This window comes from Sphingomonas sp. TREG-RG-20F-R18-01 (assembly GCF_022662475.1).
Classification (GTDB): Bacteria; Pseudomonadota; Alphaproteobacteria; order Sphingomonadales; family Sphingomonadaceae; genus Sphingomonas.
Genome location: NZ_JAKNQQ010000002.1, coordinates 703,204 through 716,284, shown reverse-complemented (window position 1 = coordinate 716,284; position 13,081 = coordinate 703,204). Strand labels below are relative to the sequence as shown.

The 13,081-nt window shown below is 65.6% G+C and carries 19 protein-coding genes; 7 read left to right on the top strand and 12 right to left on the bottom strand.

Annotated features, from left to right (window positions below):
* The first annotated feature begins 30 nt into the window (after positions 1-30).
* Positions 31-543 (top strand): thioredoxin family protein, encoded by a 513-nt coding sequence (locus tag L8K25_RS08930; protein WP_242138516.1) that lies wholly within the window; start codon positions 31-33, stop codon positions 541-543.
* 218 nt (positions 544-761) lie between these two features.
* Here L8K25_RS08930 and pip read toward each other — a convergent pair whose 3' ends face one another.
* The 6 genes from pip to L8K25_RS08905 all read right to left on the bottom strand — a co-directional run bounded on the left by pip (position 762) and on the right by L8K25_RS08905 (position 6,176).
* Positions 762-1,715: a prolyl aminopeptidase gene (gene pip / locus L8K25_RS08925; RefSeq protein WP_242138515.1), complete on the bottom strand. Its 954-nt coding sequence runs from the start codon at positions 1,713-1,715 to the stop codon at positions 762-764.
* Positions 1,716-2,019: 304 nt separating this feature from the next.
* Positions 2,020-3,027, bottom strand: a complete 1,008-nt coding sequence (locus L8K25_RS08920; protein WP_347341148.1) for an amidohydrolase family protein — start codon at positions 3,025-3,027, stop codon at positions 2,020-2,022.
* Positions 3,028-3,036: 9 nt separating this feature from the next.
* On the bottom strand, positions 3,037-3,315 hold the full coding sequence (locus L8K25_RS22800; protein WP_347341142.1) for a hypothetical protein: 279 nt from the start codon (positions 3,313-3,315) through the stop codon (positions 3,037-3,039).
* Positions 3,316-3,370: 55 nt separating this feature from the next.
* Positions 3,371-4,960, bottom strand: coding sequence for a cisplatin damage response ATP-dependent DNA ligase (locus L8K25_RS08915; protein ID WP_242138514.1), 1,590 nt, complete (start codon positions 4,958-4,960; stop codon positions 3,371-3,373).
* Positions 4,961-5,279: 319 nt separating this feature from the next.
* The gene (locus tag L8K25_RS08910) at positions 5,280-5,828 is read right to left on the bottom strand and encodes a TMEM165/GDT1 family protein (protein WP_242138513.1); all 549 of its coding nucleotides are present in this window, start codon (positions 5,826-5,828) and stop codon (positions 5,280-5,282) included.
* Between the two features lie 24 nt (positions 5,829-5,852).
* Positions 5,853-6,176, bottom strand: coding sequence for a hypothetical protein (locus L8K25_RS08905; protein ID WP_242138512.1), 324 nt, complete (start codon positions 6,174-6,176; stop codon positions 5,853-5,855).
* Between the two features lie 185 nt (positions 6,177-6,361).
* Between L8K25_RS08905 and rpmG the strand changes: the two genes are divergently transcribed.
* A complete protein-coding gene (gene rpmG, locus L8K25_RS08900; RefSeq protein ID WP_010162189.1) occupies positions 6,362-6,529 on the top strand; it encodes a 50S ribosomal protein L33 in 168 nt (55 codons plus the stop codon).
* Positions 6,530-6,637: 108 nt separating this feature from the next.
* On the opposite strand, the gene L8K25_RS08895 is transcribed toward rpmG, so the two are convergent.
* Positions 6,638-7,000 (bottom strand): response regulator, encoded by a 363-nt coding sequence (locus L8K25_RS08895; protein ID WP_242138754.1) that lies wholly within the window; start codon positions 6,998-7,000, stop codon positions 6,638-6,640.
* Positions 7,001-7,039: 39 nt separating this feature from the next.
* On the opposite strand from L8K25_RS08895, the gene L8K25_RS08890 reads away from it, so the two are divergent.
* The 3 genes from L8K25_RS08890 to L8K25_RS08880 are packed head-to-tail and all read left to right on the top strand — an operon-like array spanning position 7,040 to position 8,443.
* Complete coding sequence (locus L8K25_RS08890) at positions 7,040-7,333, top strand: DUF3572 domain-containing protein (protein ID WP_242138511.1); 294 nt, start codon at positions 7,040-7,042, stop codon at positions 7,331-7,333.
* Positions 7,330-7,950, top strand: a complete 621-nt coding sequence (locus tag L8K25_RS08885; RefSeq protein ID WP_242138510.1) for an HAD family hydrolase — start codon at positions 7,330-7,332, stop codon at positions 7,948-7,950. Before L8K25_RS08890 ends, L8K25_RS08885 begins: the two co-directional genes overlap by 4 nt.
* Positions 7,951-7,975: 25 nt before the next feature.
* Positions 7,976-8,443 carry a RidA family protein gene (locus tag L8K25_RS08880; RefSeq protein WP_242138509.1) on the top strand — a complete coding sequence of 156 codons (468 nt, stop codon included), beginning with the start codon at positions 7,976-7,978 and terminating at the stop codon, positions 8,441-8,443.
* Between the two features lie 46 nt (positions 8,444-8,489).
* Here L8K25_RS08880 and L8K25_RS08875 read toward each other — a convergent pair whose 3' ends face one another.
* Together L8K25_RS08875 and L8K25_RS08870 are read right to left on the bottom strand one after the other, a co-directional pair.
* The gene (locus L8K25_RS08875; RefSeq protein WP_242138508.1) at positions 8,490-9,782 is read right to left on the bottom strand and encodes a sugar MFS transporter; all 1,293 of its coding nucleotides are present in this window, start codon (positions 9,780-9,782) and stop codon (positions 8,490-8,492) included.
* Positions 9,783-9,924: 142 nt separating this feature from the next.
* Positions 9,925-10,209 carry a chorismate mutase gene (locus tag L8K25_RS08870; RefSeq protein ID WP_242138753.1) on the bottom strand — a complete coding sequence of 95 codons (285 nt, stop codon included), beginning with the start codon at positions 10,207-10,209 and terminating at the stop codon, positions 9,925-9,927.
* Between the two features lie 105 nt (positions 10,210-10,314).
* Between L8K25_RS08870 and L8K25_RS08865 the strand changes: the two genes are divergently transcribed.
* Positions 10,315-11,331, top strand: a complete 1,017-nt coding sequence (locus L8K25_RS08865; protein ID WP_242138507.1) for a polyprenyl synthetase family protein — start codon at positions 10,315-10,317, stop codon at positions 11,329-11,331.
* 103 nt (positions 11,332-11,434) lie between these two features.
* The gene (locus tag L8K25_RS08860) at positions 11,435-11,593 is read left to right on the top strand and encodes a Flp family type IVb pilin (protein WP_242138506.1); all 159 of its coding nucleotides are present in this window, start codon (positions 11,435-11,437) and stop codon (positions 11,591-11,593) included.
* Between the two features lie 27 nt (positions 11,594-11,620).
* Here the strand turns inward: L8K25_RS08860 and L8K25_RS08855 are convergent, their stop codons facing one another.
* From L8K25_RS08855 to L8K25_RS08845, 3 genes are read right to left on the bottom strand one after another with little or no spacing between them, the layout of a single operon-like run.
* On the bottom strand, positions 11,621-12,583 hold the full coding sequence (locus tag L8K25_RS08855) for a cation diffusion facilitator family transporter (RefSeq protein WP_242138505.1): 963 nt from the start codon (positions 12,581-12,583) through the stop codon (positions 11,621-11,623).
* Positions 12,584-12,631: 48 nt separating this feature from the next.
* Positions 12,632-12,799, bottom strand: coding sequence for a hypothetical protein (locus tag L8K25_RS08850; RefSeq protein ID WP_242138504.1), 168 nt, complete (start codon positions 12,797-12,799; stop codon positions 12,632-12,634).
* Positions 12,800-12,806: 7 nt separating this feature from the next.
* On the bottom strand, positions 12,807-12,983 hold the full coding sequence (locus L8K25_RS08845; protein WP_242138503.1) for a hypothetical protein: 177 nt from the start codon (positions 12,981-12,983) through the stop codon (positions 12,807-12,809).
* Between the last annotated feature and the right edge of the window lie 98 nt (positions 12,984-13,081).

Genomic DNA, 13,081 nt, shown 5'->3' with positions numbered 1-13,081 from the left:
AGGGCGTCTGCTCCCAGGAAAGTCCTCGTTATGCGCCTGCTGAAGCCTGCAACCCTCCTTGCGCTGACCCTTGCCACTCCGATCGTGGCCGCGCCCGCGCCGAAGATTGCCGCAACCAGCTTCGCGCAGCTCAAGACGCCGCTGCCCCTGCCCTATAACGAAGCCGCCAACGCCAGGGCGCAGATCGCTGCCGCCCGAGCGCGGGCAAAGGCCGGGCACAAGTTGCTCTTGGTCGACCTGGGCGGAAACTGGTGCCTCGATTGCCGCATTCTCGCCGGCACGATGGACCTGCCCGCGCTCCACAGCTTCCTGGCGCGACATTACGAGATCGTGACCGTGGACGTCGGACGATTCGACAAGAACATGGACATTGCAGCGCATTATGGGCTCGACGGCCATTTCGGCGGTGGCGTGCCAAGTGTGCTGATCATCGATCCCCGCACCGACACCCTCCGCAACGCCGGACGGACCGCCGCCTTGGCCGACGCTCGGACGCTGACGCCGCAAGCGCTGGCGGACTGGCTGGCGCAATGGACGCGCTGAGCGGAGATTACGCGGCCAGGGGCGTCCGCCCCGTTCCTCCACCGGTGGGCAGTTGGGGGCTGCGCAAAGGATCCGCTGAAGGCGTTCGGGACTCCTGCGCCCATGCTTTCGCAGGCGCACCCGGCAGGGTTGGCGGAGCCTTTACCGTCCGTAGCGCCTGATCCTCGCCAGCGTCCCCGGTCCGTCGAAGCGCTTTGGACGACGCCCGCGCGCCGTTCTCAGCCGTTGGCGAACCGGTCGGTCGCGCGGATCAACTGGTCGAGAATGCCCGGCTCGCTATAGGCATGGCCCGCACCCTCGACGAGATGAAAATCGGCCTCGGGCCAGGCCTTGTGCAACGCATAGGCATAGCGCGACGGACACGGCATGTCGTACCGGCCATGGACGATGGTGCCGGGAATTCCCGCCAGCCGCCCGGCATTGCGCAGCAGCTGTCCGTCCTCGAGCCAGCAATCGTGGACGAAATAGTGATTTTCGATCCGAGCGAACGCCAGGGCGAAATGGCCATCGCTAAACGCTTCGGACATGGCCGGATCGGGAAGCAGCGTGATCGTCTCCCCTTCCCAGATCGTCCATGCCTTGGCCGCTGCCAGTTGCCGCGCGCTATCGTTTCCGGTCAGCAGGCGATGGTAGGCGCGGACCATGTCGTTTCGCTCGGCGGGAGGGATTGGCGCGACGAAGCCCTCCCATTTGTCGGGGAACATCTCGGACACGCCGAACTGATAATACCAGGCGATCTCGGCCGGCGTCGCAGTGTAGATCCCGCGCAGGATCAGCGCGCTGACCCGCTCCGGATGGGTTTCGGCATAGGCCAGCGACAAGGTCGACCCCCATGACCCGCCAAACACCAGCCAGCGGTCGACCCCCAGCATCGCGCGCAACCGCTCGATGTCCGCGACGAGATGCCAGGTCGTGTTCGCCTCCAGCGACGCATGTGGGGTCGAGCGGCCGCATCCCCGCTGGTCGAACAGCAGCACGTCGTAGCGCGCCGGGTCGAACAGCCGGCGATGGCTCGGCGCGATCCCGCCCCCCGGGCCGCCGTGCAGGAACACCGCCGGCGTGCCCCCCGGCGTCCCGCAGCGTTCGTAATAGACGCGATGACCGTCGCCGACGTCGAGCATCCCCGTCGCGTAAGGTTCGATCTCGGGGTACAGCGTGCGCAAGTCGGTCATGAGAGAGAGGTAACGAGGGGGACAGGCGCTGTCACCTGTAACCACCGCGCGTCGCCGGCGGCCAGGGTTCTTGCACCTTCGGAACCCCAAGCGCGTTCGGAAGGCCGATGTGGTGACACGGCGGATCCCTTGCTAAAAACGAAACCGGTCCGACACCCCGACCGTGCGCCTGAGACGACAGGAGTGCAGCGGTCGGACATGCAAACGTCGTGGTTCTGCCGAACTGTGGATTCCCGCTTTAACGGGAAACCGTGAGGCAGAACCGACTTTCGCATAGAACGCGCACCGGTCCAGGCAAGTCGCGCTACCGCAGCGGAATCGCGCGACCTTCCACCATCACATAGCTCACATGCGTCACCGCAGCCGGATCGGTCAGCGGGTCACCCGTCACGGCGATCAGGTCGGCGGACTTGCCGGGCTCGAGCGTCCCGGTCTCGCGCGACAGTCCGAGCAGATCCGCACCCCCCTTCGTTGCCGCGATCAGCGCGTCGCGCGGGGTCATCCCGCCCTTGCTGACCATCAGCCCGACCTCTTCGCCGTTGCGACCGTGTGGGAAGACGGCGGCATCGGTGCCAAGCGCGATCGGGACGCCTGCCTTGTACGCACGGTTCAGCGCCTTGCCCCACACGAGCAGCGTCTGCCGCGCCTTGATTTCGGTATTGGCGGTGTAGATGCCCTTGCCGAGATACAGTCGCAGCCCGCTGAACGCCATCAGCGTGCCGACATAATACGTCCCGCGCGCCTTCATCAGCGCGACGTCGGCATCATCGGCATAGGTGCCGTGCTCGATCGAATCGACCCCGGCACGCACCGCCGCGCCGATCCCCTTCGCGCCATGCGCATGTGCCGCGACTTTGAGCCCGAGCTGGTGCGCGGTGTCGCAGATCGCTTTCATTTCCTCGTCGGTGAAATGCTGTTCGAGCCCGATCTTCCCGTCGTCGAGCACCCCGCCGGTCGCGTGGAACTTGATCACGTCGACGCCGTAAGCGGCAATCTTGCGGACCGCCTTCCCGCATTCGAGCGGCCCGGTGCAGACCCAGAATTGCTCACCCGTTGCCTCGATCGCCGCGCGAAGGTTGGGCGCGAGCCCCACGGTCGCATCGCCATGCCCGCCGATGATCGACAGCGCCGGGCCAGCGACCTGGATTCGCGGCCCCGGGAAACCCCCTTCCTTGATCGCATCCCGCATCGCGATGCTCGCAAGCGGCGGCCCGCCGAGATCGCGGACCGTGGTGAACCCCGCCCGCGCTGTGATAAGCGCATTGCGCAGGCCGACCGTGGCGGCATAGGGTTCGGAATATTTCGGGGTCAGTCCCTGGTACTAGGGCTCGCCCGAATTGCTGGTGAGATGGACATGGACGTCGATCAACCCGGGCATGACGGTCTTGTCGCGCAGATCGACGACGGTCGCGCCGGCGGGTGCAGTCGCTCCGTCCTCGATCCGGGCGATTCTGCCGTCGGTGACCACCACCGTGGAGGCGCCCCGCGCCGGCCTGGCGGCATCGACGATCACATGCCCCGCCTGGATCGCGAATGTCTCGGCGTTCGCGGCCGTCCCCGCCAACAGCGCGGCAATCGCCGCCATGACTAATTTGTGCACGCCTTACTCCCCTTTTGGGGAGCAGATTATCAGCCCGCCCGCGCGTGTCGAGCGGTCAGGTTATCAATCGTTTGAGGCCGTCCAACGTGTCGGCCTCAGCGGCGGGCTTGTCGGTACGGATCCGCGCGATGCGGGGAAAGCGCATCGCCACGCCCGACTTGTGCCGCTTCGATTCATGGATCGAATCGAACGCGATTTCCAGCACCAGCGTCTTGTCCACCTCGCGCACCGGGCCGAACCGTCCGGTCGTATGATTGCGCACGAAGCTGTCGAGGAACTTCAATTCCTCGTCGGTGATCCCGGAATAGGCCTTGCCGACCGGAAGCAGCGCGCCGTCCTCGGTCCAGCAGCCGAACGTATAGTCGCTGTAGAAAGACGACCGCCGCCCGCTGCCGCGCTGCGCGTACATCATCACGCAATCGGCGGTGAGCGGATCGCGCTTCCATTTGTACCACAGTCCGGTCTTGCGGCCACCGACATAGGGGGAATCGCGGCGCTTGAGCATCACCCCTTCGATTGCGCCGTCGCGCGCGCCAGCGCGGATCCCCTCGAGCGCGGTAAAGTCCTCCGCCGCGATCACGGTGCTGAGATCGAACCGTTCGGGGTCGAGCCGGCCCGCGACCCCCTCGAGCCGCTCGCGCCGCGCGCTCCATGGCAGCGGGCGCAGATCCTCCTCGCCATCGAACAGGATGTCGTAGAGCCGCACGAACGCGGGGGAGTCCGCCAGCATCTTCGCCGAGACGATCTTGCGCCCGAGTCGCTGCTGCAACGCGTTGAAGCTGGCTGCCCCACCTTCCTCGGTCGCGGCGCCCTGCGCATCGCCCTTCACCATCAGTTCGCCGTCGACCGCACCGACGGTCGTAAAGTCACGCGCGACTTCGGGAAAGCTCGCGGTGATGTCGTCACCGGTGCGGCTGTAGAGCCGCGTTTCCCCGGCGACGTGGACGATTTGGACGCGGATGCCGTCCCATTTCCATTCCGCGGCATAATCGGCGAGATCGACCCGCCCGTCCTCGAGCGGATGCGCAAGCATGAACGGGCGGAACACCGGCACGTCGGCGGCAGTCGGCTGCGCGCCGCGCCCCTCGGCCCAGTCGAACAGCGCCGTGTAGGGTGCCGCGATGCCGTGCCACACTTCCTCGACCGCCTCGACATCGAGATCAAACGCCTGTGCCAGCGCCGTCTTGGCGAGCCGCGACGAGACGCCGATCCGAAGCGCCCCGGTCGCCATCTTGAGCAAGGCGAAGCGTTCGTCCGAATCGAGCTGGTCGAGCATCTTGCCGAGGACGGCGGGCGTATCCGAGCGCGACAGCTTCGCCAGCCGCTCGACCGCGTCGGCCATGCCGAGTGGTGCCTCGACCACGGTGCCCGGCGGAGTCGGCCACAGCAATGCAACCGTTTCCGCGGTATCGCCGACATAATCGCGGCTCATCCGGAACAGCACGGGATCGACCCGCGCTTCGATCAGCGCGCGAATCACGGCGGGTTTCACCCCCGGCAAGTCGAGCTCCCCGGTCAGCGCCGCCATCGCCCAGCCGCGGTCGGGATCCGGCGTCGTGCGGAGATAGTCGACGATCAGGCGCAGCTTGGCATTGCGCGACCGCGTGTAGATCAACCGATCGAGAAGGTCCGCAAACGCCCGCATCGTGCCACAACATGGCCGTGCTGCGGATGTTCCGCCAGACCCATCGCTGGCGGTGGTAGCGCCACCCCGCTACGGCGCCGGCATGGCCCTGATTCGATCGTGGATCGTGCTCGTCGTCCTTGCCATCGTCGCCGTGTTTGGCTGTGCGCATCACAACGCCCGCATCGCGCTTGGGATCGCCTAACCGATGCGCCGCTTCCCGTGCGGGATCGCCCGCAACCGCAACCGGGTCATCCTGACCACGGCGGAGGTCGGTACGAGCATCCTAGCGGCTGGTCTCGAACGGGAACCAGGCGCGCCGTTCGGCCTGGGCGGTCCCCTAGATCAGACGCATCGCGGCCAGCGTCTGGATCGCTCCTACAATGATCAGCACCGCCGCAGCGACACGTCGCACCGGGGTCAGCGGCAAGCGACCCCAGCCCCGTTCGCCCAGGAACACGGCCGGGACATTCACGGCAATCGCGCCGATCGTCGCACCGACGGCAGCGAGCGCTGGGGTGCTGCTGCGGGCGGCGAGCGCGGCGGTGATGCATTGCGTGCGATCGCCGATCGCGAGCAGACCGATCGCCGTAAGTGCCGCCGGGAATGCCCCGAGGCGTTGCGGAACGCCCCGCGATCGAATCGGCCAACACGCAGCAACGCCCGCCGACAGCACCGCGAACGCCACGAGCAGGTCCGCCGCATCGGGCGAGACATAGGGCGCGGCAAGCCACCCCCCGATGGCCCCGGCGGCATTGCCCAGCGCGATCGCAAGGGCGATGCCCGCGAGCACGGCACGCTTGTCGGCGAAGCGCGTACCGAGCAGGGCGCTGGTGAACGGGGTCCGATCGCTCGCCTGAACAAGGAGCGCCGCGACCAGCGCGGCCATCAGGGCATCCATGACCTGTGCGAATCAGCCCGCGAGTCGCACCGAACAGGCCGCGCCATAGGTGTCGCACGCGCGCTGATCGTGACGTCCGGACAAGACCGCATCGCGCAGCACGATGATCCACGCCTGGACCAAGGCACCCCGCTCGCCCCGCTCCAGTGCCGCCGAAATTGCCTGGGTAACCGCAACCGCCGGGAAGTTGCCGCACGCCGCAGCAGCGGCGCGGATCGCTTCGATCTCCGCGGCGAGCGCCGGAATCGGTGCCCGTGCGGCACGCACGGCGATCAGGCTGACCCGTTCGGCAAGAGCGATGACGTCGGGTGTCTCGGTGGCAGAAACTGGCGTCATGGCAGGACACTCCCTAGACCCGCAATCTGGACCCAGTTCGGTAAAGGGCACGTTAAACCCGTTCCCGACCCTGCAGACGCCTTGGCTTCGGCTTGACATTCCCAACTACATCCGCCATCGGACAGCGCTTGAGAGCGGCGACCGGTTCGCCGCTTTTGCATTTTCAGATCACAGGAATTCAGGTCATGGCAAAGCCGACCACGGTCAAGATCAAGCTCGTCAGCACGGCGGACACTGGCTTCTTCTACACCACGAAGAAGAACCCGCGTACCAAGACCGAGAAGCTGAGCTTCAGCAAGTACGACCCCGTCGTGCGCAAGCATGTCGAGTTCAAGGAAGCGAAGATCAAGTAAGCCGCATTTGCGGTTTGCCTTCCCCGGGTTCGCCCGGGCCAGAAGCCGCGGGCGCAAGCCTTGCGGCTTTTTTGCGTATTGCTCTTTGCTGGCTATTGCGTGCGGCTGTCAAAGCAGCGCGGCTACCGCATCGACGAAGCGAATCAGCGAAATCGGCTTGGACACATAGGCGTCGGCCCCGGCAGCGCGAATCCGTTCCTCGTCCTCGCGCCCCGCATAGGCGGTCACGGCCATTACGGGGATCCCGCTCAGGACCGGATCGGCCTTGAGTTGCAGGATCAGGTCATATCCGCTGACATGCGGCAGCTGGATGTCCATGACGATCAGGTCCGGTTTAAAATTCCGTGCGCGCAGAACAGCTTCCCGGCCATCCCGGACGCCTTCGGTGGCATATTCGTGCGCCTCCAGCAGGTCGCAGAAAAGTTTGAGATTGAGTTCGTTGTCCTCGACAACAAGCACCCTTTTTGCCACGCCAGCGCTTTCCTCGTCCATGGGCCAGATGAATACGCAATGCGCGCCTCGCTGACAAACTCCGATCCTGCGCAGCTTGCGCTCCGTGCGCTGGTCTGGACGCTGGCCGAGCCGGACCGCGCGATGCGCCTGCTCGACGTGACCGGCCTGACGCCCGCAGACTTGCGCGCGCGCGCAGGCGAGCCGAGCGTACTGTCCGCCACGCTTGCCTTCCTGCTGGCGCATGAACCCGATCTCATCGCCTGCGCCGAGGGACTTGACGTCCCGCCTCAGGCTTTTGCCGAAGCCCATGCCGCGCTCGACGGCCCGAACACTTCCGGAGACTTTGCGTGAAAGGCCTGTTGATCTGCGATTGCGACGAGGTGCTGCTGCACATGGTGCGGCACTTCGGCGTGTGGCTGCACGAAACGCATGACATCGATTTTGCGATCGAGGGTGGCGACTTCGCCAACAGCATGACGCGGCGTGACGGCGCCCCGCCTCCGACGCGCGAGGAGATGTGGGGCCTGCTCGACCAGTTCTTCCCGCACGAAATGGGACGCCAGACGCTCGTCCCGCATGCGCGCGAGGCGCTTGCCGCTTTGTCGACGATGGCCGACGTGGTGATCCTCACCAATCTGGGCGATCATAATCGCGAACCACGGATCGCGCAGTTGCTTGGTCACGACATGCCCTATCGGGTCGAGACGAACCAGGGTGGCAAGGGCGATCCGGTCGCGCGGCTCCAGGCCGAATTCGGCAACCCGGTTACGGTGTTCGTCGACGATCTCGCGGTCCACCATGCGTCGGTCGCCAAGCACGCGCCCGGCGTTCACCGCGTCCACATGATTTCCGAGCCGAAGCTCGCGGTCAACGTGCCCCCAGCCCCCGATGCGCACGTTCGCATCGACGATTGGCAAGTCGCCGAGCGCTGGATCGCGGATCGCTTCGCCAGCGGCCAGCCTGCCTAACCCCTTACTATGAGGAGCTATTCCCATGACAGACCGTATCGACCACAAGCTCGCCGAACTCGGCCTGACGCTTCCCGCGGCCGCTGCGCCGGTGGCCGCCTATGTGCCGACCGTCGAGGTCAATGGCCTGCTTCATATCTCCGGGCAGCTGCCGTTCAAGGACGGCGCGGTCATCACGGGTCGGCTTGGCGCCGACGTTAGCCTCGAGGAAGGTGCCGCGGCGGCACAGGCGTGCGCACTGATGCTGGTCGCGCAGGTCAAGGCAGCGCTTGGCGGTCTCCACCGGGTCGAGCGGATCGTGAAGCTCGGCGTGTTCGTCAATTCGACCGCGGACTTCACCGATCAGCCGAAGGTCGCCAATGGCGCGTCCAACCTGATGGTCGAACTGTTCGGTGAGGCTGGCAAGCACGCGCGCAGCGCCGTCGGCGTGACCAGCCTTCCGCTCGGCGCGGCGGTCGAGGTCGATGCGATCGTCCAGATCTCGATGCCGTAATCACCGCGGGGCGGGCCGTTCCAGCAGGGAACGGCCCGCGATACGGTCAGGCGACCGTCGGCTTGCGGGTAAAGATCCCATAGGCGGCAATGATGAGGTAGCACAGCGCCGGTACCAGCAGCGCGAATTGCAGCGTCGAATGATCGGCGAGAACGCCGGTCAAGGGCGGCACGATTGCCCCGCCGACGATCGCGGTGGCGATGATCCCCGATCCCTCCGCGGCGCGTGCCCCCAGGCCTTCGCTGGCGAGGCTGAAGATCGTCGGGAACATGATCGAGTTCATCAGCCCGATCGATAGCAGCGACCAGCCCGCAACCGCGCCGGTGCTGTGCGTCGACAGAGCGATCAGCAAGATCGCCCCCGTTGCCACGCCCGCCAGCACCTTACCCGGCGACAGGACGCGCAGCACGAACGCGCCGATGAAGCGGCCGATCATGGCGCCGCCCCAGTAATAAGCGACATGCTTGCCCGCGGTAACCGCGTCGAAGCCCATCGTGGTCGATTGTTCGAGATAGCTGACGATCAGCGACCCGATCGCGACTTCCGCGCCGACATACAGGAAGATGCACGCCGTCCCGAAGGCGAAGCGCGGACGCTTGAGAAGGTCGAACGCCTGGAAGATGCTGCCATTCTGTTCCACCGTATGCGGCAGGCGCTTGCGGCGCGACCACACGACCACCGCGACCAGCACCAGCGCGATCGCGAGGCCGAGATAGGTGTGGACGACGGTCTGCGTCTCGGCGGTGCGATAGGCGTCGAGCGCCGCGCCCGACAACGTCTTGGGGTCAATCTTCGCAAGACTGCCGAGGATCAGGATCGATCCCACGATCGGAAAGATCGTCGTGCCGAGCGAATTGAAGAATTGCGCGAAGGTCAGCCGGCTCGATGCGGTACGGGGCGCGCCCAGCAGGCTGATCAGCGGGTTGGCTACGACCTGCACCGTGGTAATGCCGATCGCGAGCACGAACAGCGCCATCAGGAACACCACGAACAACCCGGACGACGAAGCCGGGATGAACAGCACGCAGCCCACCGTCATCAGCAACAGCCCGATCGAAGCGGTCTGCATATAGCCAAGCCGCCGGACAATCGCCGCCGCCGGGAGCGAAAAGACGAAATAGGCCGCGAAAAATGCCGACTGGACGAGCAGCGCCTGCCCGTAATTGAGCGTGAACAGATCCTTCAGCTTGGGGATGATCACGTCGTTCAGGCTGGTGATGCCACCGAAGATGAAGAACAGCGCGAAGACGAAGACCTGCAGGTCGGGCGCGTTGACGCCGTGGTCGGCATCCCCCCCGGCGGCGGGTGCGGCGGGCTTGGTGCCCGGGTTCAAGGCCATGAAATGCTCCTGGTTCAGATCGATGCGGCACGGCAGCGATCACAAAAGACGCGGTCGGAAGGTGCGGCACCGTCTGCCATCGGTTGGCGCGCGGGTACAGCGCGATTGCGCCGCTGCTCGCGCGACGTGGTCGGTTGCGATGCTATTCGGCTTCGCGCACCCGCTCGTGGTGGCGGATCACCTCGTCGATGATGAACCGCAGGAATTTCTCGCTGAAATCGGCGTCCAGTTGCGCATCGTCCGCCAGGCCGCGCAGACGCGCGATCTGCTCTTCCTCACGCCCGGGGTCCGCCGGCGGCAATCCGGCGCGCGCCTTGTAGCGCCCGACCGCCTTGGTCACCTTGAACCGTTCAGCCAGCAAGAAGACCAGCGCAGCATCGATATTGTCGATACTTTGGCGGTATCCGTTGAGCGTTTCGTCGGACACCAGCATACTCCCGTCCCGTGAGGCGTCTTTTTGCGGGACCCAGGCGCCCTGTGCAACCCGCAAAGGGTTGCGTTTGCGACGCCACGCGGCCACATCGCAGTCCACATGACCGCCACGATCCACCGCCTGGGCGAAACACGGCCCACCCCGTCGCTCGAACCCATGGTTCAGCTCGTCACGGGCGACATGAACATGGTCAACGCGGTGATCCTGTCGCGCATGCAATCGCAGATCCCGTTGATCCCCGAACTGGCGGGTCACCTCATCGCCGGCGGCGGCAAGCGGATGCGCCCGATGCTGACGCTCGCAAGCGCGCGCCTGCTCGGCTATACCGGAACGCGGCATCACCGGCTCGCCGCGGCGGTCGAGTTCATCCACACCGCGACACTGCTCCACGACGATGTCGTCGACGGCTCCGACCTGCGGCGCGGCAAGCGCACCGCCAATTTGATCTGGGGCAATCCGGCGAGTGTACTCGTCGGCGACTTCCTGTTCAGCCGCTCGTTCGAGCTCATGGTCGAGGACGGGTCGCTCAAGGTGCTCGGCATTCTTGCTGGCGCGAGCGCAATCATTGCGGAGGGCGAGGTCAACCAGCTGACAGCGGCACGCCGGGTCGACACGCCCGAGGAACGCTATCTCGACATCATCGGCGCCAAGACCGCCGCGCTGTTTGCCGCCGCATGCCGGGTGTCCGCCGTCGTCGCCGAACGTCCCGAGTCGGAAGAACTCGCGCTCGACGCCTATGGCCGCAACCTCGGCATTGCGTTCCAGCTGGTCGACGATGCGATCGATTACGTCTCGGACGCGGGCACGATGGGCAAGGACGCGGGTGATGACTTCCGCGAGGGCAAGGCGACGCTACCCGTGATCCTCGCTTATGCGCGCGGCGGAGCCGAGGACCGTACCTTCTGGAAGGCGGCGATCGAAGGCCATCGCAATCGGGACGAGGATTTCGCCCGCGCGATTTCCCTGGTCCGTTCGACTCGCGCGGTCGAGGACACGCTCGCGCGCGCCCGGCATTACGGACAGCGTGCGATCGATGCGCTTGGCGTCTTTGCCAATGGCAAGGCAAAGGACTCGATGATCGAAGCGGTCGAGTTCGCGGTCGCGCGCGCCTATTGACGCTCGAAGGCGCGCGATACCGTAGAGATACGGAGGCGCGCGCCCAAATGCTGGCAAGCTTTCGGCGTCACCAATTCCCTGTCAATGCGGCAGGGGAAACGACATGAAGCGATTCTGGAACGAACGGCGTGGCGCCACCGCGATCGAATATGGTTTGATCGCGGCGCTCATCGCCGTGGCGTCGATGACCGCGATGCAATCGCTGGGAAGCAAGCTATCGGCGACCTTCACTACCGTCACGACCAGCATGACCGCGTCTTGAATCGCCCTAGTTCGGGTCGGCAGGCCGTCAATGCGCGCGACACTGCGGCTCCGGCGACATGTCCGACGTCGTCAGTTCGACCTGCAAGGTCGCGTGGCCGATTCCGAAATGGTCCTTCAGCATCGCTCGCGCGGATTCGAGGAAGGCGTCGCCTGGATGCCCGCCCGGCATCACCAAATGCGCCGTAAGCACGGTCTCCGTCGTGCTCATCGGCCAGATATGGATGTGGTGGACGCGGGCGACCCCAGGCAGCTCCTGCAACTCGTCGCGAACCAAGTCTGAATCGATTCCGCGCGGTACGGCGGCAAGCGACATTTCGACCGATTCGCGCAGCAATCCCCAGGTTTGCAGGAAGATCAGGACCGCGATGACGATGCTGACCACAGGGTCCAACCACATGGCACCGGTCCACCAGATCAACACCCCTGACACCACGACTCCGGCCGACACCATCGCGTCGCTGGCCATGTGGAGATAGGCACCGCGAATGTTGATGTCGTCGGCGCTGCCGCGCAGGAACATCAGCGCGGTGATCCCATTGATCAGAATTCCCGCGCCCGCGACCCAGGCGACCAGCGGGCCATCGACCGCCGCGGGCATGGCGAGCCGCTGCGCGGCTTCCAGAACGATCGCCCCGAGCGCGACGAGCAACAGCAGGGCGTTGAGCAACGCGGCGAGGATCGTCGAACCCTTCAGCCCATAGGTAAACCGCTTGGAAGGCGACCGCCGCCCCAGCGCGATCGCCGCCCATGCGGCGCCCAGACCGAGCACGTCCGACAGATTGTGTCCGGCATCCGCCAGCAGCGACACCGAATGGGCCATCAGCCCGAACACGACCTCGCCCACGATGAAGCTTAGGTTGAGCGCGATCCCGACCGCAAAGGCACGATCGTGCCCGCTCGCGGGCGCATGGCTGTGGCCGTGCCCGCCATGGCTATGCCCATGATCGTTATGCTGACCATGATGATGATTGTGTTGATGACCAGCCACGCGTTCCTCCGTCCGGAACGCGCCCTATCATTGCCTGCCAATGTGATACTAGGACGCCGAAGCCGAAGTCAGCCAGCGATCTGCCGCGGCAACGCTGTCGGCTGGCGTCGTGTTGAAGGCGATCGGCGTATCCGGCGCATGGATGCGCAACGCATTCACGACGTGCTCGAACAGCGGCAGGTTGCGCTGCGGCCGCCGGATCCCGGCGCCGATCACGATACAGTCATAAGCCTCGCGCTCGGACGCACGTGTCGACGTGGTCGCCGCGCGCGGCGAAGGCCGCATTGACCTCTACCAGACCGGCGTGAACCCTTGCTGCGTCCATCCCGGGGGGCAGATCGGGATCGGTATAATCGACGAGATCGGGGTCGAGTCCGACGATCAGTACGCGCGCGCCCATCACCCATCCATTCGGTTCGGTACCGGAACGATATAGCAAATGGCATCTCGCTTGCCACCCCGCGCAGGATTTGGCTGTCCCCCGACGCCGTGGGATGG

What these genes read in the sequence shown, in the direction of transcription:
- L8K25_RS08915 (WP_242138514.1), bottom strand. Translation starts at nt 4,960, where the DNA reads ATGCGGGCGTTTGCGGACCTTCTCGATCGGTTGATCTACACGCGGTCG.
- L8K25_RS08880 (WP_242138509.1), top strand. Translation starts at nt 7,976, where the DNA reads ATGACAGACCGTATCGACCACAAGCTCGCCGAACTCGGCCTGACGCTT.
- rpmG (WP_010162189.1), top strand. Translation starts at nt 6,362, where the DNA reads ATGGCAAAGCCGACCACGGTCAAGATCAAGCTCGTCAGCACGGCGGAC.
- L8K25_RS08865 (WP_242138507.1), top strand. Translation starts at nt 10,315, where the DNA reads ATGACCGCCACGATCCACCGCCTGGGCGAAACACGGCCCACCCCGTCG.
- pip (WP_242138515.1), bottom strand. Translation starts at nt 1,715, where the DNA reads ATGACCGACTTGCGCACGCTGTACCCCGAGATCGAACCTTACGCGACG.
- L8K25_RS08930 (WP_242138516.1), top strand. Translation starts at nt 31, where the DNA reads ATGCGCCTGCTGAAGCCTGCAACCCTCCTTGCGCTGACCCTTGCCACT.
- L8K25_RS08890 (WP_242138511.1), top strand. Translation starts at nt 7,040, where the DNA reads ATGCGCGCCTCGCTGACAAACTCCGATCCTGCGCAGCTTGCGCTCCGT.
- L8K25_RS08845 (WP_242138503.1), bottom strand. Translation starts at nt 12,983, where the DNA reads ATGGGCGCGCGCGTACTGATCGTCGGACTCGACCCCGATCTCGTCGAT.
- L8K25_RS08875 (WP_242138508.1), bottom strand. Translation starts at nt 9,782, where the DNA reads ATGGCCTTGAACCCGGGCACCAAGCCCGCCGCACCCGCCGCCGGGGGG.
- L8K25_RS08905 (WP_242138512.1), bottom strand. Translation starts at nt 6,176, where the DNA reads ATGACGCCAGTTTCTGCCACCGAGACACCCGACGTCATCGCTCTTGCC.
- L8K25_RS08910 (WP_242138513.1), bottom strand. Translation starts at nt 5,828, where the DNA reads ATGGCCGCGCTGGTCGCGGCGCTCCTTGTTCAGGCGAGCGATCGGACC.
- L8K25_RS08860 (WP_242138506.1), top strand. Translation starts at nt 11,435, where the DNA reads ATGAAGCGATTCTGGAACGAACGGCGTGGCGCCACCGCGATCGAATAT.